Source organism: Streptomyces sp. NPDC002817 (genome assembly GCF_053592055.1).
In genome coordinates this window covers 21,830-46,559 of sequence record NZ_JBSFUY010000033.1, presented here as the reverse complement: position 1 = coordinate 46,559, position 24,730 = coordinate 21,830, and the positions used below count along the sequence as shown (strand labels likewise).

Sequence of the window (24,730 nt, the reverse complement as noted above, 5' to 3'; positions counted from 1 at the left end):
GGATGCCCTGATCCTGGCCCGAGCGCTTCTGTGGGGATGTCAGGTCGTGTACGTGGAGCCGTGCGACCGTCTCAGCCGGCGACCGTCCAGGTGTCGGCCCCGGCGAGCAGGGCCGCGACGTCGCCCTTGCCGTACTGTTCGACGGCCGCGTCGAGCTGGTCGGCCATGAGCGTGTCGTAGACCGGCCGGTCCACCGACCGGAAGACGCCGATCGGGGTGTGGTGGAGGGTGTCCGGGTCGGCGAGGCGGGAGAGGGCGAAGGCGGTGGTCGGGGACGCGGAGTGGGCGTCGTGGACCAGGATGTCGGCCTCGTTCTCGGCGGTCACTGTCACCACGTTCAGATCACCGGTCACATGGTCCCGTACGACGCCCTTGGCGCCGTCGGTGCCGAAACGGATCGGCTGCCCGTGCTCCAGCCGGATCACGGCCTCCTCGGCCTGCTGCTTGTCCTTCAGGACCTCGAAGGCGCCGTCGTTGAAGATGTTGCAGTTCTGGTAGATCTCGACGAGCGCCGTCCCCGGATGCGCCGCGGCCTGCCGCAGCACCTCCGTCAGGTGCTTGCGGTCGGAGTCGACCGTGCGCGCCACGAACGAGGCCTCCGCACCGATGGCCAGGGACACCGGGTTGAACGGCGCGTCCAGCGACCCCGCCGGCGTCGACTTCGTGATCTTCCCGACCTCCGACGTCGGCGAGTACTGCCCCTTCGTCAGACCGTAGATCCGGTTGTTGAACAGCAGGATCTTGAGGTTCACGTTGCGGCGCAGGGCGTGGATGAGGTGGTTGCCGCCGATCGACAGCGCGTCGCCGTCGCCGGTCACCACCCACACGCTCAAGTCCCGCCTGGAGGTGGCCAGTCCGGTCGCGATCGCGGGCGCGCGGCCGTGGATCGAGTGCATGCCGTACGTGTCCATGTAGTACGGGAAGCGGGAGGAGCAGCCGATGCCGGAGACGAAGACGATGTTCTCCTTGGCCAGGCCCAGTTCCGGCATGAAGCCCTGGACCGCGGCGAGGATCGCGTAGTCACCGCAGCCGGGGCACCAGCGCACTTCCTGATCCGACTTGAAGTCCTTGGCGGTGAGGCGGAGTTCAGTGGTCATCGATGATCGCCTCCAGCACGTGGGCGAGCTGCTCTTCCTTGAACGGCATGCCGTTCACCTGGGTGAAGGGCCGGATGTCGGCCAGGTAGCGGGCGCGCAGCAGCGTCGAGAGCTGGCCGAGGTTCATCTCCGGCACCACGACCTTGTCGTAGCGCTCGAGGACCGCGGCGAGGTTCTTCGGGAAGGGGTTGAGGTGGCGCAGATGGGCTTGGGCGACGGTCTTCCCCGCGGCGCGCAGCCGGCGTACGGCGGCGGTGATCGGTCCGTAGGTCGAGCCCCAGCCCAGGACGAGGGTGCGCGCCCGGTGCGGGTCGTCGACCTCGACATCCGGTACGTCGATGCCGTCGATCTTGGCCTGCCGGGTGCGGACCATGAAGTCGTGGTTGGCGGGGTCGTAGGAGATGTTGCCGGTGCCGTCCTGCTTCTCGATGCCGCCGATGCGGTGTTCCAGGCCGGGCGTGCCGGGGATCGCCCACGGGCGGGCCAGCGTCTGCGGGTCACGCTTGTACGGCCAGAAGACCTCGCTGCCGTCCTCCAGCGTGTGGTTCGGGCCCTGCGCGAACGGCACCCTCAGGTCCGGGAGTTCGGCCGGCTCCGGGATGCGCCACGGCTCGCTGCCGTTGGCCAGGTAGCCGTCGGACAGGAGGAAGACGGGTGTGCGGTAGGCCAGCGCGATACGGGCAGCCTCCACCGCCGCGTCGAAGCAGTCCGTCGGGGTGGCCGGCGCCACGACCGGCACCGGGGCCTCGCCGTTGCGGCCGAACATCGCCTGGAGCAGGTCCGCCTGCTCCGTCTTGGTCGGCAGGCCCGTGGACGGCCCGCCCCGCTGGATGTCCACGATCAGCAGCGGCAGCTCCAGCGACACCGCCAGGCCGATGGTCTCCGACTTCAGGGCGACACCCGGACCGCTGGTCGTCGTCACCGCGAGGCTGCCGCCGAAGGCCGCGCCCAGTGCCGCGCCGATGCCCGCGATCTCGTCCTCCGCCTGGAAGGTGCGGACGCCGAAGTTCTTGTGCTTGCTCAGCTCGTGCAGGATGTCGGACGCCGGGGTGATCGGATACGAACCCAGATACAGCGGCAGGTCCGCCTGACGGGACGCCGCGATCAGTCCGTAGGACAGGGCCAGGTTCCCGGAGATGTTGCGGTAGGTCCCGGTCGGGAACGTCTTCGCCGCCGGCGCCACCTCGTAGGAGACCGCGAAGTCCTCCGTCGTCTCCCCGAAGTTCCAGCCCGCGCGGAAGGCCGCGATATTGGCCGCCGCGATCTCGGGCTTCTTCGCGAACTTCGCCCTGAGGAACTTCTCCGTGCCCTCGGTGGGCCGGTGGTACATCCACGACAGCAGGCCCAGCGCGAACATGTTCTTGCTGCGCTCGGCCTCCTTGCGGGACAGCCCGAACTCCTTCAGCGCCTCCACCGTCAGGGTGGTCAGCGGCACGGGGTGCACCCGGTAGCCGTCGAGTGAACCGTCCTCCAGCGGGGAGGTGGCGTAGCCGACCTTCTGCATCGCCCGTTTGCTGAACTCGTCCGTATTGACGATGACTTCGGCGCCGCGCGGTGCGTCGGCGATGTTCGCCTTGAGGGCGGCCGGGTTCATCGCGACCAGGACGTCCGGCGCGTCGCCCGGGGTCAGGATGTCGTGGTCGGCGAAGTGCAGCTGGAAGGACGAGACACCCGGCAGCGTCCCGGCGGGCGCCCGGATCTCGGCGGGGAAGTTCGGCAGCGTCGACAGATCGTTGCCGAACGCGGCTGTCTCCGAGGTGAAACGGTCGCCCGTGAGCTGCATACCGTCCCCCGAGTCCCCGGCGAAACGGATGACCACTCGGTGCAGTCGACGGACGTCCTCGGTGGTGGCCCTGGGTTCCGGCGGCGCAGTGGTTTCCACAGACATACGTGTCAGCTCCTGCCTGGGTGGATCATGGCTATAGGCCGGAGGCTAACGAGGCGCAATAGAGGGGTACTTGTGCCGGAGTACGGGAAATCGCTCGAGAAACGGCTGAGCAATTTCGGCGATGACACCGCCTGATCGACACCTGCACGCTGATCCGTGAGCGCGCTTTGCGACAGCGATGGATTCCTGTGCGCACGCGACGCGCGAATTTCGGATCTGGGGAAGGTCTCGCATGTCGTCCACTCTGCAAGGGATAACCGACGATTTCGACGTCATCATCATCGGCGGCGGGCCCGCCGGTTCGACCGCCGCGGGGCTTCTCGCCGAGCGCGGCCGTCGTGTTCTCGTCCTCGACCGGGAGCGGTTCCCCCGCTATCACATCGGGGAATCGCTCATTCCCGGATTCATGCTTCCCATGGAGGAACTCGGCCTGACCGAGCGCATGGAGGAGAAGGGCTTCGAGCGCAAGTACGGCGGCACGGTGGTCTGGGGCAACAACGAGATCCCGTGGAACTTCGCGTTCGCCACCGGTGGAAAGATCCCGTACGCCTACCACACGCGCCGCGCCGACCTGGACACGATGATTATGGACCGGGCCCGCGAGCTGGGTGCCACCGTCGTGGAAGAGGCGACGGTGAAGGACACCATCGAGGAGGACGGCCGCGTCGTCGGCGTCCGCTACGCCGTGCGCGGCGTCGAGGGCATCGTCGAGACCCGCGGCTCCCTGATCATCGACGCCTCCGGGCAGGCCCGGGTGATCGGCCGCAAGTACTCCGAGGTCAACTGGCACGAGCAGTTGCAGAACGTCGCGGTGTGGACCTACTTCGACGGCTGCCACCGGCTGCCCGGCGACGAGTGGAGCAACATCCTCATCGAGGGCATCAAGGACGGCTGGTTCTGGGGAATCCCGCTCGACAAGGGCGTCTTCAGCGTCGGTTATGTGACGCCTTCGGCCACCGCGAAGGCGAGCGACAAGTCCCTGGAGGACCTCTTCGCCTCCCAGCTGGCGAACACCTCCAAGCTGAAGGACCTCCTCAAGGACGCCCACCAGACCTCGGGCTTCCGCAGCGCACGCGACTGGTCCTACACCAACGAGCGCTTCTACGGGAACGGCTGGGTGCTGGTCGGCGACGCCGCCGCCTTCGTGGACCCGCTGTTCTCGCCCGGTGTCGCGCTCGCGACCATGGCGGCCAGCTCCCTGGCGAAGGTCGTCGACCAGATCATCGAGCACCCGCAGATCGAGGAGAAGGCGCTCGACCGGTACGCCACCGCGTACCAGGAGTTCTTCAACGGGATCCGCATCTTCGTGGAGAAGTTCTACGACCGCTCGAAGACCAAGGGCTTCTACTTCGACCTGGCTCAGGAGATCACCGACCCGGAGAAGAAGAACGACGCCCACGTGGACTTCGTCCAGCTGATCTCCGGACTCGCCCGCAACGACGCCCTGTTCAACCCCGACCTCGACGACCTGATCGCCGACGTCTCGACTCCCGCCGCCGACTGAGGTCCAGGCGCCCGCGTTCGTCCCGACCGGCGTACGGCCGTTGCTCACGGTGCCGGCGTCGGTCGGAATAGAGGGGTACCTGTGCCGGATTCCAGGAAAACGCTCGAGAACCGGCTGAGCAATTTAGGCGATGACACCGCCTGATCGGCACCTGCACGCTGATCCGTGAGCGCGCTTTGCGACAGCGGGGGATTCCTGTCCGCACGTGACGCGCGAATGTCGGATCTGCGGAAGGTAGCGCATGTCGCCCAGCCTGTTCGGTATCTCTGACGACTTTGACGTCGTCGTCATCGGCGGCGGGCCCGCCGGTGCGACCACCGCGGCGCTGCTCGCCCAGCGCGGGCGCCGCGTCCTCGTCCTCGACCGGGAGCGGTTCCCCCGTTACCACGTCGGGGAGTCGCTCATTCCCGGATTCATGATCCCCATGGAGGAGCTCGGTCTGACCGAGCGCATGGAGGCGCGTGGATTCGAGCGGAAGTACGGCGGCACTCTGGTCTGGGGCAACAACCAGGTGCCGTGGAACTTCGAGTTCAGCACGGGTGGGCGTATTCCGTACGCGTTCCACACGCGCCGCGCCGACCTGGACACGATGATTCTGGACCGGGCCCGCGAGCTGGGTGCCACCGTCGTGGAAGAGGCGACGGTGAAGGACACCATCGAGGAGGACGGCCGCGTCGTCGGCGTCAAGTTCGCCGTGCGCGGTCTCGACGGCGTCCAGCAGGCCAACGCGTCCCTGGTGATCGACGCCTCCGGGCAGGCCCGGGTCATCGGCCGCAAGTACTCCGAGGTCAACTGGCACGACAAGCTGCAGAACGTGGCCGTGTGGACCTACTTCGACGGCTGCCACCGGCTGCCCGGCGACGAGTGGAGCAACATCCTCATCGAAGGCGTCAAGGACGGCTGGTTCTGGGGAATCCCGCTCGACAAGGGCGTCTTCAGCGTCGGTTATGTGACGCGTTCGGCCACCGCGAAGGCGTCCGACAAGGCTCTCGAGGAGCTCTTCGAGTCCGAGGTGGCGCAGACCAGCAAGCTGAAGGAACTCCTCAAGGACGCTCACCAGACCGCCGGATTCCGTTCGGCGCGCGACTGGTCGTACACCAATGAGCGCTTCTACGGGAACGGCTGGGTGCTGGTCGGCGACGCCGCCGCCTTCGTGGACCCGCTGTTCTCCACCGGTGTCGCACTCGCGACCATGGCCGGCAGCGCGCTGTCGAAGGTCGTCGACTCGATCGTCGAGCACCCGCAGATCGAGGAGAAGGCGCTCGACCGGTACGCCACCGCGTACAGCGACTTCTTCAACGACATCCGCATTTTCGTGGAGCAGTTCTACGACCGGTCGAAGACGAAGGGTTTCTACTTCAACCTGGCGCAGGAACTCACCGACCCCGACAAGCAGAACGACGCCCAGGTCGACTTCGTGAAGCTGGTCTCCGGTCTCACCGGGAACCACGCCCTGTTCAACCTGAACTTCGACGACCTGATCGCGGACAACGCCGAGTCGGCCGCCGGCGAGTGACAGCGGGTGCGCGGCAGCCGCGGTGTTCCGGCACCGCGGCTGCCGCGCACCCTTTTTCCTGTCCTGTCTCACGTCCTGCTCTAGGTACGGGTCAGCCAGCGGATCGAGTGGATCCGCCCGTCGAGGAAGTCGAGCGCGAGGGAGCTGAGGGCCCTGCCCTCACGGTCACGGAAGACCGCGCCGGGACTGCGGCTGATCTCCTGCTGCTCCAGCGTGACTCCGATCCGCAGCAGCGCCGGGACGATCGCGGCGAGGGTCCTGGCCACCAGTTCCGCTCCCTCGATGCGCCTCGGCCAGGGCACGGGCTCGCACATCAGGGACACGGCACCGGCCAGGCGGCGACAGGCCGCCTCCGAGCACCCCACCGCCGAGGCGATCTCCGACACGTCACAGCCGAAGATCTCGCTCAGCACGAACACCGCGCGTTCCAGCGGGGACAGCTGCTCCAGCAGCGCCACGGCCGCCGTCGGCCCCCCGGGCCGCGGCCGGACGAGCCGACGCATCGCGATCCGGGCGACCTCGGCCATCAGATACTTCTCGGGCGAGGCGGGCGCCACGGTTTCGGCCGCATAACGCAGCCAGGTCTCCTGCACCGCCTGCTCGGCCTCGGCCTCGGCCTCGCTGCCCAGGATGCGATGGGCGATCGAGAAGAGGGAGGTCCGTGCCTTTTCGAATTCCTCGCTCCGGCTCACGGGTGCCCTCCCTTGTACCGCGTCCGTTGGGGTACCACTGCCTGGGCTCTGCCGGGACGCGGTGGCCTAGGGAGTGTCAGGACGTGGACCTCCGCACCTGGTTGGCCTCACGGTTGACGGCCCAGGCGTCGGCGACCGGTCCGAGGTGGGTCAGCTTGTCCGGGTTGCTGACCGAGCGGATCGTCTGGATCTGCCCGTCGAGCACATCGAGCGCCCAGGTGTTGAGCACCTTGCCGTCGCGGTCGCGGAAGATCGCGCCGGGCTGGCCGTTGACCTGGTGCGGCTCGACCGTCGCGTCGACCCGCATCAGCATGGCGATGAACGACGACAGCAGCCGGGACGCGTTGTCGACACCGGAGACGGGGCGGGCGAACTGCGGGACCTTGCCGCCGCTGTCGCCGACCAGCTGCACGTCCGAGGCGAGCAGTTCACGCAGTCCCGCCACGTCTCCGCCCTTGAGGGCGTCGAAGAACCGCTCGGCGAGTTCCTGCCGCTCCTGGCGGTCGGCCTCGAAGCGGGGGCGGCCCTCGTCCATGTGCCGGCGGGCGCGTACCGCGAGCTGTCGGCAGGCGGCCTCGGAGCGGCCCACCGCCGAGGCGATCTCCGGGAAGCCGAAGGTGAACACCTCGCGCAGGACGAAGACAGCGCGTTCGAGCGGGGACAGCCGCTCCAGCAGGAGCAGGGCGGCCATGGAGATCGAGTCGGCGAGTTCCGCGGAGCGTGCCGGGTCCTCGTAGGGGTCGGTCAGCAGGGGTTCGGGGAACCAGTTGCCGACGTACTCCTCGCGCCGTACGCGTGCCGAGCGCAGGACGTCGATCGACAGGCGGGTGACCGTGGCCGACAGGAACGCCTTGACGGACACGGGACGGGTGGGACTGGTCTCGTAGCGCAGCCAGGTCTCCTGGACCGCGTCCTCGGCCTCGCTGACGCTGCCCAGGAGGCGGTAGGCGATCGAGAACAGCAGGGGGCGCAGCGCCTCGAACTCTTCGGTCCGGGTGGGGGCGGTGTCGCCGTCATGGGCGGGGCGTTCGATGGCACGGGCCGGGGTGCCGTCGGGGCCGCCGACCGTCTTGTGCGGGGGCCGGACCGTCTGCGCCGTTCCGCGCGCCGTCGTCTCCTCTTGCGGATTCAGCGGATCCTCCTCGGTCGTGCCCTCCAGCGCCTTCATAACCTAGGACGAGCCGGCCCGCTCAGGTGTGACACGGGCACGAGGCGTGATGGGGCAGTGCCGGAGGAGTGGGGGAAGCAGGGGAGTGGTCGGAGAGGGATCGGGAGGTGGGGGTGGTCAGGGATGGGGGGACAGGGGTGGCCGGTGAGCAGAGCAGGCGGCCAAGGAAAGCGGGGGGCGGCGGGACGGGGGAATGAACCACCGCTCCCCGCTGGTCTGGGCGGCCTGCACCGGGGGGCCGGGCAGGCCGGGGTCAGGAGTGTGCCGGCTTGGTCTGTTCGGCAGGCTGCTGGCCGGGGGCCGCGGGTACGGGCAGCGGGCCGGAGCGCATCAGCAGGCCGACGAGGACGGCGCCGAAGGCGAAGATGGCGGCGCACCACCAGAACACCGTGATGTAGCCCTCGATCGCGGCGAGGCCGATCTGGTCGGCCGTCGGCCGGCCCTGCGCGTGGTCCTCCAGCCAGTTGGCGCCGGCGGTGGCGGCGATGGTGTTGAGCAGCGCGGTACCGACGGCGCCGCCGATCTGCTGGCCGGTGTTGATGCACGCCGAGGCGATGCCCGCCTCGTGCGGGGCCACACCGGAGGTGCCGGTGCGGGCGGCCGCGGAGTAGACCAGGCCCATGCCGAACCCGATGGCGAGGAGCGGGCCGAGCAGGTCCGCCGCGTACGTGGAGTCCGTGTCGATCATGGTGAGCCAGGCCATGCCGACCGCGTTGAGCACCATGCCGATGGTGATCAGCGGCTTGGGTCCGTGCTTCGGCAGCAGCTTCACAGCGCCGACGCTGGCCGCGACGGTGGTGAACACGATCATCGGCAGCAGTGCGACACCCGAGCTGATGGCCGAGTAGCCCAGGTTGTGCTGCATGAAGTAGATGAGGAACAGCATGACGCCGAACAGGCCCATGCCGACGAACAGCACCGTCAGGTAGGCGCCGCCGCGGTTGCGGTCGAGCACGATGCGGGGCGGCAGCAGCGGGTTCTGGGCGCGTGCCTGCCAGCCGGCGAAGGCGGCCAGCAGCACGGCACCAGCGAGGAGGAGACCCCATGTGGTGGGGGCGCTCCAGCTGTCCTCGGCGGCGTTGGAGAAGCCGTAGACCACGCAGAACATGCCCGCGGAGGCGAGCAGCACGCCGGGGATGTCCATGCGGGCGCCCGTCCTGGGCTGCTTGGTCATCCACATCTGGCCGCCGACGAGGGCGGCACCACCGATGAGCAGGTTGATGTACATGCACCAGCGCCAGTCGAGGGCGCTGGTGAGCGCACCGCCGACGATCAGGCCGAGGGCGGCGCCGCTGGAGGCGACGGCGCTGAAGATGCCGAAGGCCTTGCCCTTCTCCTGGGGGTCGGTGAACGTGGTGGCCACCAGGGCCAGGACGGCCGGAGCCAGCATCGCGGCGAAGGCGCCCTGGAAGGCGCGGGCCGTCACCAGCATGCCGAAGCTGTTCGCGGCACCGCCGACGGCGGAGGCGACGACGAAGCCGGCCACGCCGCCCAGGAAGCTCTCCTTGCGGCCGATCAGGTCGGACAACCGCCCGCAGAACAGCAGCAGGCTGCCGAAGGGCAGCGCGTAGGCGGTGACGATCCACTGCCGGTCGGCGTCGCTGAAGCCGAGGTCGGACTGCGCCGACGGCAGCGCGAGGTTCATCACTGTCAGGTCGAGGCCCACCATGGTGTAGGCGGTGCAGATGACCGCGAGGACCAGCCACCGCCGGGGGTCGGCCGCGGGTGCACTCGGCCCGGGCGCGGGGGCTGCCTTGGGTGTTGCCATGAACTTCTCCCATCGAAAGAACTCGAGCCGTCACCCTTGGGACGATCTCGGCGGCCGTTCTGTGACATCGCGGCCGCACGGATTTCGGCGGCGGGCCCCGAAGGGGGAGGAGGCCCGCCGCCGTGGTCGGGATCAGTCCTCGACGTCACCGTTGATGTGGCGCTGCACGAATTCGTAGGCGCGGTCGCCGAACTGGGTGCCGAACTCCAGGGACCGCTCGGCGGTCTTCCTGAAGTGCAGGCCGGCCCATACCCGGCTGCGGGCGCAGTCCTTCTCGAAGTCGGACCAGGTGGCGTAGTGCAGTTCGACGTCCTTGGCGGGGACGGCCCCGGGCTCGGTCACCGAGGAGCCGGCGGCGGCCTTGACGGTCCAGTTCAGGACGTCGTCGCCGAAGAAGCGGCGGGCCGCCTGGGCCTCGGCGGCGATGACGGTGGTGGTGCCGCACGGGTAGTCGGGGTGGTTCGACACGGGCAGGTAGCTGGTCCACTCGTCGGCGGGCAGGTCGCTGACGGTGCCCTTGCCCGCTCCGCCCCAGGCGGTGACGGGGCGGCTGCCGTAGGTGTGCCGGACGGCGCTGAAGGGTCGTACGGCGTCGTACTCGCGCTTGTGGTGCCAGGCGGCGATCAAGCTGTCGAACTTGGCGACGGAGCTGGTGAACAGCAGGTGGATCCAGCCGTCCAGGTCCAGGTCGGCGTTGTGGGCGAGGGCCGCGTACTTCGTGGACTGCAGGACGCCCTGGTAGGCGTTGTCGAAGAACTCCGCCTTCACCTTGTGCTCGTCGGTCAGTCCGGCCGACGCCTGGAGGATCTCGTCCACCGCGTGCCGGTAGGCGCGGTCGGTGTGGTCGGTGTGGCCGGGCCGGGCGAGCTTGAGGCGGCCCGCGTCGCGGAAGGTGTGGGCGCTGACCCGGCCCAGGTGCGGGGTGAGGAACTGCTGGGCGGCGAAGACGCCCTGGTCGCCGGGGCCGCCGCCGGCGCGGCGGCGGTGCGTGGTGAGCGCGGGCTGCCAGCGCGAGGGGTCGGACAGCTCGTAGGCGGTGTTGACCGGCTCGTAGCCGGTGTAGTCGGCGTAGGGCTGTCCGTGGTACTTACGGCCCTGGTCGCCGAGGAAGTTCATGCCGTCGCGCATCCGGGACTCGAGCACGGCCTTGGCGGCGGTGTTGCCGATGCCGACAGCGGTGGTGGTGTCGGTGGAGTCGTCGTCGGCGTTCAGGCCGACCATGGCGAGGACCTGCCGCATGATCGGGGCCCGCTCCGGATACAGGGCCTTCACGGCCATGTTCGCGGCGTGCAGGGCGGCGATGTTCTTGTTGCGGTTGGTGGCCGCCTCGGACGCGGGGCGGCGGGCGATGCGGGAGTGCACGCCGATGGCGGTGGGGTGGTAGGGCGCGAGCGCGTCGAACCACGCCGTCTGCATGATGTCTTCGATCCAGATGATGAGCGGGATGTCCGTGGGGGCGATGCTCTGGGTGGCCCCGGAGGAGTCGCCGGCCGCGCCGAGCAGGTCCCGGTAGAAGTTGCCGTTGTCGAGGTCGAAGCCGGGCTGTGCCGCGGTCGCCGTGGCGGCCGGCTCGGCGGCCGGCGTCGCCGTCTGTGCCGTCTCGGTCTTCCCGTCGGCGGCCGCGGCCTTGCCGGTGCCGCCCACGGTGGCCAGCGCCGCGGTCGAGGCGGTGCCGACCAGCAGCGACCTGCGCTTCGAGGAGAAATCGGAGACAGGGGAACGTCCGGACGTCGTCATGGTGGTGTTCCTTAGGTCGTCACAAGGGAATGTCCGTCCACGGGGAGGGCCGGATCACTCCTCGGAGCCCCAGGCCCCGCCTGCCCACGTGCCCCCTGCCTCGTGTCCAGCGACGACCACGCTAGGAACCGCACCTCTGCGTGTCCACCAACTCCCCTTGTCCTCAAGGGGAGTTCAAGGAGCGCGAGGGTGATCCTGGACGACGTCCGGATGACTCAGGCCACCTGCCGTGCGGCGTCATCGACGGCGAGGGGGTCGATTCCCATCTCCTCGGCGAGCCGCATGGCCTCCTCGATGAGCGTCTCGACGATCTGTGACTCGGGCACCGTCTTGACGACCTCGCCGCGGACGAAGATCTGGCCCTTGCCGTTGCCGGACGCCACGCCCAGGTCCGCCTCGCGGGCCTCGCCGGGTCCGTTGACGACGCAGCCCATGACCGCCACCCGCAGCGGAGCGGGGAAGCCCTCCAGGGCGGCGTTGACCTCGTCGGCCAGCTTGTACACGTCCACCTGGGCGCGCCCGCACGACGGGCAGGAGACGATCTCCAGGCCGCGCTCGCGCAGGCCGAGGGACTCAAGGATCTTGATGCCGACCTTGACCTCCTCCACCGGGGCGGCGGACAGCGAGACCCGCAGGGTGTCGCCGATACCCTCGGCGAGCAGCGCCCCGAAGGCCACGGCGGACTTGATGGTGCCCTGGAAGGTGGGGCCGGCCTCGGTGACCCCCAGGTGCAGGGGGTAGTCACAGGCGGCGGCGAGCTGCCGGTAGGCCTCGATCATGACGACCGGGTCGTTGTGCTTGACGGAGATCTTGACGTCGCCGAAGCCGTGCTCCTCGAACAGCGAGGCCTCCCACAGCGCGGACTCCACCAGCGCCTCGGGGGTGGCCTTGCCGTACTTGGCGAGCAGCCGTTTGTCGAGGGAGCCGGCGTTGACGCCGATACGGATGGGGATGGCGGCGTCGGAGGCGGCCTTGGCGATGTCGCCGATGCGGTCGTCGAACTTCTTGATGTTGCCCGGGTTGACGCGTACCGCCGCGCAGCCGGCGTCGATCGCCGCGAAGACGTACTTGGGCTGGAAGTGGATGTCGGCGATGACCGGGATCTGCGACTTGCGGGCGATCAGGGGCAGGGCGTCGGCGTCGTCCTGGGAAGGCACGGCGACGCGGACGATCTGGCAGCCGGCTGCGGTGAGTTGGGCTATCTGCTGGAGGGTGGCGTTCACGTCCGATGTCACGGTGGTGGTCATCGACTGCACCGACACGGGGTGGTCCCCGCCGACTCCGACCGCCCCCACCTTGATCGGGCGGGAGCGGCGCCGTGGTGCAATCGGCCGCCGGGGGAACTGCGGCACGCCCAGATCTACGTTCGGCACGGGAGCGTCTCCTTTCATCGCGGGGGGCGCTTGAAGGTCATGCGTGCAGGGGCAGGGAGCGCAGACCGCTGTCGACGGCGGCGCTGTGGAACAGGTGGGTGAGGGTGCGGGCGAGGCCCTGGGCGGTGAGTCCGAGGTCGGCGAGGATCTCGGGCCGGCCGGCGTGCTGGAGGAACTCCGGCGGAATGCCGAACGTCCGCACCGGTGTGTCGACGTCCGCGTCACGCAGCATCCGTGCGACCGCGTCGCCGACGGCGCCGACCCGGCCGTTGTCCTCGACGACCGCCACCAGACGGTGCCGGCGGGCGGCGTCGACGAGGGCGGGGTCCAAGGGCTTGGCCCACCGGGGGTCGACGACCGTGACGCCGAGGCCCTGGGCGGCGATGAGCCGTCCGGCGTCCACGCACGTCCCGGCCAGGGAGCCGACACCGATCAGCAGGACGTCCTCGACGCCGTAGGGGGACTGCTCCAGGCCCGGGCAGCGGGAGAGTACATCCATGCCGCCGAGTCTGCCGACGGCCTCCAGGTCCGCGGTCGCTCCGCCCTTGGGGTAGCGGATGACGCTGGGCCCGTCTCCGACGTCCACGGCCTCCCGCAGCAGCTCGCGCAGGCGGGCGCCGTCGCGAGGGGCGGCGATGCGCAGGCCGGGCACCGGGTACAGCATCGACATGTCCCACATGCCGTTGTGGCTGGCGCCGTCACTGCCGGTGACGCCGGCCCGGTCGAGGGCGAAGGTGACCGGCAGGCGGTGCAGCGCGACGTCCATCAGGACCTGGTCGAAGGCGCGGTTGAGGAAGGTGGCGTACACCGCGACCACCGGGTGCAGTCCGCCCAGTGCGAGGCCGGCCGCGCAGGTCACCGCGTGCTGTTCGGCGATGCCGACGTCGAAGACGCGCTCGGGGTAGGCCTCGGCGAACTCGGCGAGGCCGGTCGGGTGCAGCATGGCGGCGGTCAGGGCGACGACATCGGAGCGCTCGGTGCCGATCTTCACCAGCTCGTCGCCGAACACGTCGGTCCAGGAGGTGGTGGGGGCCGCCAGCGAGGTGCCGGTCAGCGGGTCGAAGGCGCCGGGGCCGTGGAAGCAGTCCTCGGCGTGGTTCTCCGCGGGCGCGTAGCCGTACCCCTTCTTGGTGATGCAGTGCACCACCACCGGGCGTCCGAGTCCGCGTGCGGTGCCGAGGGCCGCCTCCAGAGCGGCCACGTCGTGTCCGTCGACCGGGCCGAGGTAGGCGAGGCCCAGGCCCTCGAACATCGCCCGCGGCGCCGGGGCCGGGCTGCCGTCGGGCGCGGCCGGGTCCGTCTCGCCGCGCAGGGAGGCCAGATGGCTGGCGAAGCCGCCGATGGTGGGCGAGTAGGAGCGGCCGTTGTCGTTGAGGACGATCACCATCGGCTGGTCCTGGCGGCCGGCGATGTTGTTCAGGGCCTCCCAGGCCATGCCTCCGGTCAGTGCGCCGTCGCCGATGACGGCGACGACCTGGCCGTCGTCGCCGCGCAGCCGGTTGGCTTTGGCCAGTCCGTCGGCGTAGGAGAGCGCGGTGGAGGCGTGGGAGTTCTCGATGACATCGTGCTCGGACTCGGCCCGGCTCGGGTATCCGGACAGCCCGCCGCGCTGGCGCAGCTTGTCGAAGCCGGCACGGCGTCCGGTGAGCAGCTTGTGGACATAGGTCTGGTGGCCGGTGTCGAACAGCAGCCGGTCCTTCGGCGATTCGAACACCCGGTGCAGGGCCAGGGTCAGTTCGACGACCCCGAGGTTCGGGCCGATATGGCCTCCCGTCCTGGAGACCGTGGCCACCAGGAAGTCACGGATCTCGGCCGCGATGCCGGGCAGCTGGGAGGGTTCCAGCCTCCGCACGTCTTGTGGACATGTGATCTTCTCAAGAAGGCCCATGAACGGCTCCTCAGCGTTGAGTCCGAATCGATAGGAATGACCGGTGGGGAAGGCCAGTGGGCTGGCCGGATGGCGGGACCGGGAAACGCGGCTACTCGCCGGAGTCGGACACGGTGGCGTGCATATGGCTGGTCAGCCGGGGCCGCCACTGGTAGTAGGACTGGATCTTGTAGTACTCCCCTCCGTCCTTCGGGGAGAGGGCGGCGTAGATGGCCTTGGGGTCGTCATGGCCGTAGGGCACGGTCTTCAGGAAGTGCTCGATCTCGGGCTCGACCTGCGCGAGGACGGTCGTGGGATCGACGGCGATCGCCGCGTAGCAGAACCGCTGGATCTTCGGGGAGTCCCAGCTGAGGGTGGCGTAGAAGCCGAAGGACCGCTGGGCGAAGTGGAGCAGCTGCTCGCTGGGCTGCGGCATGTCGAGGTCGCGCAGCATCGCGTGGACGTTGTCCGGCTTCAGCAGTTCCTCGACCTCGCCGAAGTACAGGTTCATCGTGCGGTGCACGTAGTCGATCCCGACGAGGGTGACGTTCTTGTCGAGGCCGTAGCGGGCGAAGAAGTCGAGGTTCTCGGCGACGGCGCGCGGCGCGGAGGGCAGTTCGGCGATCTCCTTCAGACTCTGCATGTCGTTCGTGGGGAAACACGACCACGTCTTCTGGAAGCCGCCGACGATCCCGAAGTCGATGCCGTAGCTGTCGATGGGGAAGCGCTCGGCGACCTCCGCGAGGAGGGTGCCGGAGGGGTGGTCGGTCTGCTCGGCCAGGCCCTCGGAGCGCAGCAGGGCATAGGGGTCGACGTCGCCCGGCAACATCATCAGGTGCAGGTTGAGCTCGCCCGCGTGGCGCTTGTCGGTCGCCGCGCGGAAGAGGATCGCCGCCTTGGCGAGGTTGTCCTGAAACGTGGTCACGATCGGCCAGACCGTGTCGCGGGCGAAGGTCACCTCCAGCAGTCCGGCGGTTTCCTCGATGGCCGAATAGAGCTTCTCCGCGGCGAGCGCGGGCGAGTCTGCGGCGGCGGGTGCGGCTGACATTCAATCTCCTGGGATCTGAGGAATCGACGGTGGGTGGCCCGGGCCGGACAGGTCCTGGGACGCGTCCAGATGGCGCTGGATCGTCGGGGCGAAGGTCTCGACGAGTGCGTCCACGGACACCGACGCGATCGGCTCCATCCGCATCACATAGCGCAGCATGATCAGGCCCACGACCTGGGCGACCACCGCGTTCAGCCGCAGCCGCGGCGCCTGGACCACCTCCCCCACCCGGTCGACGAACAGGGCGGTGAAGTGGTCCCGCAGCTGGGCCGCGCCCTCCTCACCGGTGGTGGCGGAGCTGATGCGCCGCAGCAGCTGCGGCCTCAGGGCGGGGTTCTCCCAGGCCGTCAGGGACATCCGCAGGAGGCGTTCGCCGAGCTGCTCGCGCGGCCCCGCGATCGCCTGTTGGAAGAGTGCGTTCGCCTGGACCGCCAGGTCGGTGGGACCGGTGTTCGTCTGGGCCGCCGGGTTCGTGGGACCGGTGTTCGTCCCTTCCGTGGTTAGGGACACGGAGGTCGCCTACCGCTGTGTCTGCGGGGCCGCGGCGAGCAGCTTCTGCTGGAGCGCGGAGAGCTGGTAGTAGGAGCAGATCTCCAAGTACTCCTCGCCGCGCACCCACTTGACCGCGAACAGGTTGACCTGCTCGCCCTCGTACACGCGGGGGGTCCGGCTGGCGAACTTCTCGATGTGCGGGCCCATCCGGCCGGGGATGGCCGCCGGGTCCAGGCCGCGCACCGGCGGCGGGGCGAAGGCGACCCGCAGGATGTCCGGGCTGTCCCAGCCCAGGGTGATGTTGACCCGCAGCGAACGGTGGGCGAACTCCAGCACCCGCTGCTCCGGCTGCGGCATGCCGATCTCGCGCAGGAACGCGCCGATGGCGGCCGGCTCGGGGCGGCCGTCGGGGCCGAAGTGGAAGTACAGGCTGACGGTCCGGTGCCGGTAGTCGAGGCCGACCATCGCCACCTGGTCCAGGCCGTGGCGGGCGAAGACGTCCGCGTTCGCGGCGACGGAGTCGGGCATGGACGGTACGGCGACCAGGTCCGGCACCTTCTGCATGGTGTCGGGGAAGTGCGCGTACAGCTTCTTGAAGCCGCCGACGATGCCCGCGTCGACGAAGTGCTCGGTGATGGGCCAGCGTTCACGGATGTCCGCGAGCACCGAGCCGACGGGGTGGTCGGTGGCGGTGGTGAGCCCCTTCGCGAGCGCGTGGGCGTAGGGGTCGGCGAGCGTCGAGGGCACGGTGAAGCTGTAGTCGAGCTCTCCGACATGGCTCACGCCGGCCTGCACACCGAACACGATCATGGCTTCGGGGAGTTCGTCCCCGAAGGCGTCGAGGACGGGCAGGACCTTCTCACGTGCGCAGACCGCACCGACCAGCCGGGCCGATTCCTCAAGAGCCGAATAGACCTTCTCTATTTCGGCAGTCCTGGACATTCGATCGTCCTCCAGAGTCGAACAGTGGCAAACTTCCACGCTTGTCGTACGGGGGTGGCGGCGCCGTCGCCGGTTCAGGCCGCGGGGTAGCCGCCGAAGCGCCGGTCGCGCCCGCGCAGGTCCTCGAGGGCGGCGGTGAAGTCGGCTCGCGTCATGTCGGGGAAGAGCACCGGGGAGAAGTAGAGCTCCGCGTAGGGCGACGTGAGCGGGAAGAAGGACGACATACGGGTGGCGCCGCCGGTGCGGATGAGGTGGTCGACCGGCTTGGGCACATACGCGTTCGCGGCGAGGATCTCCTCGGTCAGCTCCGGGATCTTCCCGTTGAGACGGTTGAAGATGCCGATGACCTCGCGGGTGAGGGACATCCCCAGGATGTAGTGCAGGGTGAACCCGGACTCCTTGTTCGACTTGTCCCGCAGGACCTCCAGCTCGGTGAGGTAGCGGTCGGAGACCAGGTCGAGCGAGCCGGAGAAGTCGAACTCGGCGGTGTCGTGGACGCGCCGCACCAGGTCGGTGAACGCCTCCATGAACGTGGTCACCGCCGCCTCGGGGCGGCTGTGGTTGGCGGCGGAGGAGGCGGTGACGTAGAGCGTGTCGATGCCTTCCTCCTTGGCCCAGCCCATCACTTCGATCAGCTTCTCCGACATCGCCGCGTAGCCGTCGTCGAGGGAAACGCCGTACTTCTGGGACCAACGGCGCATACCGTCGGGCAGCAGCATCAGGGTGGTCACCGTGCTCTCCTTTCGTTGCCTGTGGGACGTGCCTGGGCGGCCGACGGGCCTTACGCGATCTTCGTCGCGGTCAGCAGGGCCTGTACGGGGATGACGTCCGGCGGGATGTCGGCGGGGTCCCGGACGAGGGTCCTCGTCACCTTGAACCCGGCCTGCTCCAGCAGGCTCTGATAGACCGACACCTTCTGCGGACCGCCCTGGCCCATGGCGGCGCCGATGAAGAAGGCGGGGAAGAAGTCGACGTTGTAGTTGTCGGTGTCCGTGACGTCCTCGGGATACACCGGCACCAGGACGTGGATCTCACCGCCGGGCCGCAGCGAGGCGCTGATGCCGTTGAGGATCCGCAGCACGTCGTCCTTGTCGAACATGTCCAGGAAGTGCTTGACCATGACGACGTCGAACCCCTCGGGGATCGTGTCGAAGACATTGCCGCCGATGAAGGACAGGTGCTCCTCCAGGCCTGCGGCCCGGAAGTTCTCCAGCGCCTCGGCCTCCTTCTCCGGCAGGTCGAACGTGGTCACCTTCAGGCCCTCGGACGCCTTGTGCCGGTAGGTGTGGATCGCCCCCTGGCCGGTGTTGCCGGCCACGTCGAGCACCTGGGCGCCGGCCGGGACGTCGATGTTGCCGAAGAACCAGGGGTCGATGGTGGCGCTGACGGTGTTCATCGGCTTCAGCCAGGCGTCGTGCAGGTCCTGGTTGCCGGTCGCCGCGTCGTACAGGGTGCCCTCGGCGTCGTAGAGCTCCTTCAGGCCCACGACCGTGCCGGTGCGCGTGGACTCGGTGAGGTAGTAGAGCTGCCGCAGCGTCGTCACCTTGACCAGGTGCATGACCCCACGGGCGCGCGCGAGGTCGGCTTCGGGGACATCGGCGAGGGCGCCCAGACGGTAGCGGGCGGTCTCCTCGTCGTAGGCGACGAATCCCTCCTTCACCGGCAGGAACAGCAGCTGCTCCACGGCGTCGGGCTTGGCACCGACGGCTTCGCCGAGCTCGGCGGCGGTCAGGTCCGGGGTCTGGCGGAGCCGGTCGACGATGCCGAGCTCGAACACGGACAGCAGGGTCATGAAGCGCGTCGGCCCGACTATGTACTCGCGCAGGCGGCGAAGCGTGGTGTCTGACGTCATTGCAGTGCTCCTTTTCGGTCGTGGGCGGTTGTCGTCCTCGTCATGTCCGCCGTTCCTCCTGCTCCTCGAACCGGCGGGCCAGCGCCAGCCGCTGCACCTTCAGCGTGGCCGTCCGCGGCAGTTCGGCCTGCGGGATCTGGACCGGGTCGGCCAGCTGCGGGAAGCCGGCGACGGCCGCACGCCAGCGCTCCAGGTCCACCGGCCGGTCGTCGACGGTGCAGATCACCGGCACCGCCTCGGAGTTCGGGCCCTTGACGACGACCAGCTCGCTCAGCTCGGCGAGCTTGCCGAGGACGACGTCCTCGATCTCCAGGGAGCTCTTGACGCCGGGAATCATGTCGACCTCCCGGTCGAGCATGTGCAGACAGCCGAACCTCGTGCGGTAGCCGACGTCGCCGGTGCCCCACCATTCACCGTCGCGGTTGGTGTCGTAGCGCTCCTGCTCGCCGTAGTACGTCTTGGCGATGCCCGGCCAGGCCACCTCGATCCGGCCGGGGTTCTGCTCGGTGGGCGTCCCGCCGTCCCGGCTGACCACGCGGATCCGCGCGGCACCGAGCGGCATGGGCCAGCCGACGCAGCGGCCGTTGGCCTTGTGCGCGGAGTTGCGGAAGTAGGCGCGGCCGACGGCCGGGCCGACCTCGCTCTGCCCGTAGATCTGGAAGAACAGCGCGCCGCGCCGGTCGGACGCCTTGAGCAGCTTGCTCATGGTGCCGGGGTGGATGGCGTCGAAGGTGGAGCTGAAGACCTTCACCGACGAGAACGGGGCACGCGGGTCGTCGGCCAGGTGCTCCCACTCCATGAGGGAGTTGGGCAGCGCCTCGATGAGGACCGGGCGGTGCTCCAGGAACTGCTCGGCGACCTCGGCGGGGTCGGTCTCCCGCAGCAGCAGCACCGGGTACTCCCGCAGCAGCGCCAGCGACATCGCCGCGACCATCCGCGAGTGCACGAACGGCACATGGATGGCGACCGTCTCCTGCTTGCGCAGCGCCTTCAGCAGCCGCCACTGCGGCACCAGGCGGACGCCCTGAGTGCGGGCGGTGTGCACGACGAGCTTGGGAATGCCCGTCGTACCGGAGGTGTGGGTGATGACGGCGGCCTCGTCGATCGGCCGCACCACCGGCTTGACCCGGGGCGAGCCCGCGAGTCCGGTGAGCGAGACGGCGCCGGGTCGGTCGAAGGCGGAGGTGATGACCCGCCGGGTGAGGTCCTCGAGCGGCACCTCGGCGAGTTCGTCGAGCTTGGTGCCGTCGGTGAGCAGCGTCGGCTGCCCGACACGCTCCAGCAGCACGGCGACCGTCCTGGCGTCCAGCGCGGGCGAGAGGTTGACGACGACGGCGCCGATACGGGAGATCGCGGCGGCGAGCATCCAGTGGTCGGCGTTGGCGGTCTTGTAGATGACGACCCGCTCGTCGGGCCGGACACCGGCCGCCCACAGCCGGGCCGCCAGGTCGTCGACGTGGTCGGCGTACTGGGCGACCGTCAGACGCCGGCCCGCCTCGGGCAGGACATCCAGGTCGTGGTCGAGGGTGATCGGCGTGCGCGGGTTCACGGCGGCGGCCATCTCCGGCAGCAGGCCGATGTGCAGACCGCGCTTCTGTATCGATTTGTAGGCTGTGGAGCCCTTCATGGGACTGTCTCCTTCAGGGGCACGCTCTCGCTGGGATCGGCGGCCACTGCGCCGGGGCCGCCGGGACCGTGCGGGTGGGCCTCGGCGGCCGGCGCCGGTGGGGCCCTCGGTGGTGCCGTGCGCTAGGCCGCGCGCCGGCCGGCGGGGCGGGCGTGGGTGCGCAGGGCGGTGCGCAGGACGCGCGCGACCCGCTCGACCTGGTCCATGGTCAGTTCGGCGTGCATGGGTATGCCGAGGTTGCGCTGGAAGAGGTCCGCGGAGACCGGGCACACCTGCTTGGACTCGAACGCGGGCTGCACATGGCTGGCCCAGGTGCCGTGCAGACAGCCGATGCCCTGCGCGCGCAGATCGGTGGCGACGGCCGCACGGTCCACGCTCGCGTCCAGCGTCACCAGGTACGACTGCCACGAGTGGGTGCGGTCGGACGGTACGTACGGCACCGTCAGCAGCTCCTCGTCGGCGAAGAGCTCGGCGTACCGGGCGGCGACCGTGTTGCGGCGCTCCATCAGCTCCTCGACCCGGCCCAGCTGCACCCGGAGGATGGCCGCGGCGATGTCGGAGAGCTTGAAGTTGTAGCCGATCTCGGTGAACTCCGGGATCGGCAGGCCGATGACCTTCCCCATGTCGAAGATGCTGCCGATGCCGAACGACGACAGCTGCCGCGCCTTCGCGCCGATGGCCGGGTCGGTGGCGATCAGGGCCCCGCCCTCACCGCTGGTGGCGCCCTTGCGTCCGTGGAAGGAGAGACAGGCCACCTCGGCCAGCGAGCCCGCCTCCCGCCCCTGGTAGGTGGCGCCCACCCCGCACGCGGCGTCCTCGACGAGGAACAGCCCGTGCCGGTCGGCGATCGCCTGGAGTTCGGTGTAGTCGGCCGGCAGACCGACGACGTCCACGGCGATGATGCCCACGGTCCGCGGCGTGACCAGGGCGGCCACCGCCTGCGGGTCCACGGTCCCGGTGTCGGCGCGCACATCGGCGAAGACCGGGGTCCCGCCGACGTAGCGCACCGCGTGGGCGGGCGCCGGGAAGGTGTAGTCGGCGACGATGACCTCGTCGCCCGGCTTGACGCCGAACGCGAGCATCGCCAGGTGCAGGGCCGCGCCGCAGTTGCTCACCGCGACCGCGTCGCCGGCCCCGTAGCGCTCCTTCAACTCGGCCTCGAGGGCCTTGCCCTTCGGTCCCTGGCCGGCCGGCCAGCCCGAGGCGAACACCTCGGCGACAGCGGCCAGTTCGCGCTCACCCAGGCTCGCGTGAACCAGGGGAATGCTGTCGATGGTCGTCATCTCCGTTATGCCTTACGCGCTGTGGCCGACTGGGCGTCGGCGCGGGTGGATGGGTCGTAGCGCAGTGGTGTGATCTGGCTGACGTCGTAACGCCGGCGCATGTCCTCGATGGCCTCCTGGTCGATGGCTCCGCCGGCCGACCAGATCTCGGCGATCTCCTCGAAATAGAGCTCGTGGACGGGTGACGGCAGGCACTGGAAGAGCATCCGCGCCGGTTTGTCCGAGGCGTTGCGGAAGGCGTGCGGGGTGCCGGGCGGTACGAACATGAAGGCGCCCTCGGTCGCCCGGACGACCTCGTCCCCGTCGGGCGACCGCCACTCGTGCCAGTTCTCCGCGGTGCGCTCCACCGGCTCGAAGGCCAGGAGTTCCAGCTCGCCCTCCAGGACGTAGAAGAACTCCTGGGCGTCGCCGTGGACATGGGCCCCGACGTCGAAGCCGGGGGGCACGACCACCTCGAAGACCGAGATGGACGAGCCGTGCGCCTCGGTGGCCTTGAAGGTCACTTCCTGCGCCTTGGTGATGAGCTTTCGCCCCTGGCCGGGCGGGAGTATGAGGCCGGTCATGCGTGGATTCCTTTCCGCCGCGCTCAGCCCAGCCCGCCGGGCGTGTCCTCGGCCCAGCGGCCGAGCGCCATCTCGGCGGTGATACCGGGGCCGAAGCCGGCGATCAGGCCGGTGGCGTCGGTGACCGGGGTGTCCTCCTCGAAGAGGCGACGGGCCGCGTCGAACACGACCGCGCTGGCGATGTTCCCGTACTCGGTCAGGGTCGCCCAGCTGTGCCGGAACACCTGCCGGTCGACATCGAGGAACTTGGCGAGGTCGTCCAGGATCCGCGGACCGCCGGCGTGCACGATGTAGAAGTCGAGGCTGCCGACGTCCCAGCTGTGGTCCTTGGCGAACTCCCGCAGCACCGGGGCCAGCGGCTCCATCGTGCCGGGCACCCGGCGGTCCAGCTGGAAGTGGAAGCCGGTGTCCTTGACCGCGTACGAGATCCAGTCCTCGGTGTGCGGGATGAGGTAGGAGGCGTTGCGCTCCAGCTCGATGCCGACACCGCCGTTGCCGCGCACCACGGCGGCCGCGACCGCGTCGCCGAAGAGCCCGTCGGACAGCAGCGAGCCGATGTCGTCCGCGTCGGGCTGGTAGCACAGCGAGCACAGCTCGCAGGAGACGATCAGGACGTTGCTGCCGGGGTGGGCCAGGCAGAAGTCGTGGGCACGGTTGACCGCCGCGCCGCCCGCCGCGCAGCCCAGCTGCGCAATGGGTATCTGCCGGGTGTCCGACCTGAAGCCCAGCTTGTTGATCAGCCATGCGGTCAGCGACGGCATCATGAAGCCGGTGCACGACACGTAGATGATCGCGTCGATGTCCCGCGCCGCCACGTCGGCGTTCTTCAGAGCCTCTTCGATGACCGGCGGGGTCCACCTCTTGGACTCGGCCTCATAGATGCGGTTGCGTTCCGTCAGGCCCGGGTGCCGAAGTGTTTTCTCGATGGGCTGGACGATATGCCGCTTCAGCACTCCGGTGTTCCGAATCAGCCGGAGCGCCAAGGGAAGCTGCGGCTTTCCCGCATGGGCTTTCTCGGCGAACTCGAGAGTCTCTTCCATCGTGATGATGTGTTCCGGCGCGCTCACCGCGGGCTTGCATAGCCTTGCCATATCTGGGCTCTACTTTCTCTAGAGTCTGCCTTCAGTACGGGAAGAGTCTTTTGCGCAGCGGTCAGGCCGCCAGCGGCTGCCGGTCGATGCCCGGCAGGGCGGAGAGGACCGGCGGACACGTCCAGTCCGGCGGGGACAGGGTGATGTCAAGACGGTGCGCGGTGTCGACCCCCACCTGCATCGGACCCACGGTGGCCATCAGCAGGCCGAGTTCCGGGTCGGCGGCGCTGTGAGGTGGGCTGCCCTGGGCCACCGCGTGGATGTACCAGGTGCCCTCGGGAACGCGGGCCAGCGTGAAGCGGCCCGGCGCGGACGCGTTGCTCCAGGACACGGGAGCACCCTGGAGTATGGGGCTGTCGAAGGCGCCGACGTAGATGGGCGAGAGCGCGGCCTCGGCGGTGCGCAGCGCCCCCGTCACGGAACCGGTGCACCGGTCGGCCGACGCCGGCACGGACGCGGCCGGCGCCGCTCCGGTCGCCGCGGGCTCCCCCGGGTCGTCGCGGGCTGCCAGCGACAGCTTCCGGTACTGCGTGGGCGAGAGACCTACCGACTCGGTGAACCGGCGGGTGAAACTCCCTGTGCTGCTGTATCCGACCTGCGCCGAGACATCGGCGACATTGAGCGAGGTGCTCAGCAGCAGTCGCTTGGCCTCCTGGAGCCGTACCGCACTCAGGAACCGTCCCGGGGTGACACCCGTGACCCGGCTGAACACACGCAAGAAATGGAACTTGCTGACCATCGCGCTTCGCGCGAGCTCGTCGAGGCTCAGCGGCTCCCAGTAGCGTTCGCGGATCGTGGTGACGGCATGCTGCACTAGGTGCTCCATGAAGGGCTCCTGACGGCGATCATCTGGCCGGTAGGTCGCTGATCGGTGGCAGGGGTGAGCGTCACCCTGATCCGGTGTGGTGGTGGACGTCCCCGTCGATGCTCGGTGCCGATGGACCGCTGCGACCGGGCGGCTGTCCGAAGAGCCGTCACACCCGGTCTTGCCCGCGCGAGTTGGAGAACTCGGAACTCAACCAACCGTCGTGGAACGGTCTTTGGGCAGGGGAGGTGTGCCGAAATAGTGACACGGTTGCCAACTCCGCGCCAAGGCCGCCCCAAAGTTACCTGACCCACTCAAGGAAGAACCGAGCGAGGCACTGCCGAAACAGCAGTCGAATTCCCCTCGAATTCCACCGCGGTCATCGGATCGATGCCACTCGACTCCACCAGATCAAAG

General features: G+C 69.3%; 20 protein-coding genes. 2 read left to right on the top strand and 18 right to left on the bottom strand.

Translation table 11 applies throughout. The annotated features are described in order from the left end of the window. Nucleotides 1-71 precede the first annotated feature (71 nt). Both ACWD3I_RS39705 and ACWD3I_RS39700 read right to left on the bottom strand, forming a co-directional pair. Entirely contained in the window at nt 72-1,097 is a 1,026-nt protein-coding gene (locus ACWD3I_RS39705; protein ID WP_365395330.1) for a 2-oxoacid:ferredoxin oxidoreductase subunit beta, read from the bottom strand. After that, nucleotides 1,087-2,985 (bottom strand): 2-oxoacid:acceptor oxidoreductase subunit alpha, encoded by a 1,899-nt coding sequence (locus tag ACWD3I_RS39700; protein WP_365395333.1) that lies wholly within the window; start codon nt 2,983-2,985, stop codon nt 1,087-1,089. Before ACWD3I_RS39700 ends, ACWD3I_RS39705 begins: the two co-directional genes overlap by 11 nt. 232 nt (nt 2,986-3,217) lie before the next feature. On the opposite strand from ACWD3I_RS39700, the gene ACWD3I_RS39695 reads away from it, so the two are divergent. Both ACWD3I_RS39695 and ACWD3I_RS39690 read left to right on the top strand, forming a co-directional pair. Next, on the top strand, nt 3,218-4,489 hold the full coding sequence (locus ACWD3I_RS39695) for an NAD(P)/FAD-dependent oxidoreductase (protein ID WP_365395336.1): 1,272 nt from the start codon (nt 3,218-3,220) through the stop codon (nt 4,487-4,489). Between the two features lie 241 nt (nt 4,490-4,730). Next, nucleotides 4,731-6,005 (top strand): NAD(P)/FAD-dependent oxidoreductase, encoded by a 1,275-nt coding sequence (locus tag ACWD3I_RS39690; protein ID WP_365395339.1) that lies wholly within the window; start codon nt 4,731-4,733, stop codon nt 6,003-6,005. Nucleotides 6,006-6,085: 80 nt separating this feature from the next. Here ACWD3I_RS39690 and ACWD3I_RS39685 read toward each other — a convergent pair whose 3' ends face one another. The 16 genes from ACWD3I_RS39685 to ACWD3I_RS39610 form a co-directional block, all read right to left on the bottom strand. Next, complete coding sequence (locus ACWD3I_RS39685) at nt 6,086-6,697, bottom strand: sigma factor-like helix-turn-helix DNA-binding protein (RefSeq protein ID WP_365395342.1); 612 nt, start codon at nt 6,695-6,697, stop codon at nt 6,086-6,088. A 76-nt stretch (nt 6,698-6,773) separates the two neighbouring features. After that, a complete protein-coding gene (locus tag ACWD3I_RS39680; RefSeq protein WP_365395345.1) occupies nt 6,774-7,865 on the bottom strand; it encodes an RNA polymerase sigma-70 factor in 1,092 nt (363 codons plus the stop codon). Between the two features lie 253 nt (nt 7,866-8,118). Next, nucleotides 8,119-9,633 carry an MFS transporter gene (locus tag ACWD3I_RS39675; protein ID WP_365395348.1) on the bottom strand — a complete coding sequence of 505 codons (1,515 nt, stop codon included), beginning with the start codon at nt 9,631-9,633 and terminating at the stop codon, nt 8,119-8,121. Between the two features lie 132 nt (nt 9,634-9,765). Continuing rightward, nucleotides 9,766-11,370 carry a DUF6851 domain-containing protein gene (locus ACWD3I_RS39670; protein ID WP_365395351.1) on the bottom strand — a complete coding sequence of 535 codons (1,605 nt, stop codon included), beginning with the start codon at nt 11,368-11,370 and terminating at the stop codon, nt 9,766-9,768. A 215-nt stretch (nt 11,371-11,585) separates the two neighbouring features. Then, nucleotides 11,586-12,743 (bottom strand): flavodoxin-dependent (E)-4-hydroxy-3-methylbut-2-enyl-diphosphate synthase, encoded by a 1,158-nt coding sequence (ispG, locus tag ACWD3I_RS39665; protein ID WP_365395354.1) that lies wholly within the window; start codon nt 12,741-12,743, stop codon nt 11,586-11,588. A 37-nt stretch (nt 12,744-12,780) separates the two neighbouring features. Beyond that, the gene (locus ACWD3I_RS39660; RefSeq protein ID WP_365395357.1) at nt 12,781-14,631 is read right to left on the bottom strand and encodes a 1-deoxy-D-xylulose-5-phosphate synthase; all 1,851 of its coding nucleotides are present in this window, start codon (nt 14,629-14,631) and stop codon (nt 12,781-12,783) included. 91 nt (nt 14,632-14,722) lie between these two features. Further along, nucleotides 14,723-15,658, bottom strand: a complete 936-nt coding sequence (locus ACWD3I_RS39655) for an aromatic prenyltransferase (protein WP_365395360.1) — start codon at nt 15,656-15,658, stop codon at nt 14,723-14,725. Then, complete coding sequence (locus tag ACWD3I_RS39650; protein ID WP_365395363.1) at nt 15,659-16,168, bottom strand: TetR/AcrR family transcriptional regulator; 510 nt, start codon at nt 16,166-16,168, stop codon at nt 15,659-15,661. It lies immediately after the preceding gene. A 9-nt stretch (nt 16,169-16,177) separates the two neighbouring features. Continuing rightward, the gene (locus ACWD3I_RS39645) at nt 16,178-17,092 is read right to left on the bottom strand and encodes an aromatic prenyltransferase (protein WP_351689247.1); all 915 of its coding nucleotides are present in this window, start codon (nt 17,090-17,092) and stop codon (nt 16,178-16,180) included. 74 nt (nt 17,093-17,166) lie between these two features. Beyond that, nucleotides 17,167-17,823, bottom strand: coding sequence for an undecaprenyl diphosphate synthase family protein (locus ACWD3I_RS39640; protein WP_365395366.1), 657 nt, complete (start codon nt 17,821-17,823; stop codon nt 17,167-17,169). 50 nt (nt 17,824-17,873) lie between these two features. Further along, nucleotides 17,874-18,944 (bottom strand): methyltransferase, encoded by a 1,071-nt coding sequence (locus tag ACWD3I_RS39635; RefSeq protein WP_365395369.1) that lies wholly within the window; start codon nt 18,942-18,944, stop codon nt 17,874-17,876. Between the two features lie 40 nt (nt 18,945-18,984). Continuing rightward, the gene (locus ACWD3I_RS39630) at nt 18,985-20,571 is read right to left on the bottom strand and encodes a class I adenylate-forming enzyme family protein (RefSeq protein WP_365395372.1); all 1,587 of its coding nucleotides are present in this window, start codon (nt 20,569-20,571) and stop codon (nt 18,985-18,987) included. Nucleotides 20,572-20,693: 122 nt separating this feature from the next. Then, a complete protein-coding gene (locus ACWD3I_RS39625; protein ID WP_365395449.1) occupies nt 20,694-21,845 on the bottom strand; it encodes a DegT/DnrJ/EryC1/StrS family aminotransferase in 1,152 nt (383 codons plus the stop codon). A gap of 14 nt (nt 21,846-21,859) precedes the next feature. Beyond that, entirely contained in the window at nt 21,860-22,417 is a 558-nt protein-coding gene (locus tag ACWD3I_RS39620) for a cupin domain-containing protein (protein WP_365395374.1), read from the bottom strand. Between the two features lie 23 nt (nt 22,418-22,440). Then, nucleotides 22,441-23,457 carry a type III polyketide synthase gene (locus ACWD3I_RS39615; protein ID WP_365395377.1) on the bottom strand — a complete coding sequence of 339 codons (1,017 nt, stop codon included), beginning with the start codon at nt 23,455-23,457 and terminating at the stop codon, nt 22,441-22,443. A gap of 112 nt (nt 23,458-23,569) precedes the next feature. Further along, the gene (locus ACWD3I_RS39610; RefSeq protein WP_365395380.1) at nt 23,570-24,334 is read right to left on the bottom strand and encodes a helix-turn-helix domain-containing protein; all 765 of its coding nucleotides are present in this window, start codon (nt 24,332-24,334) and stop codon (nt 23,570-23,572) included. Nucleotides 24,335-24,730 lie beyond the last annotated feature (396 nt).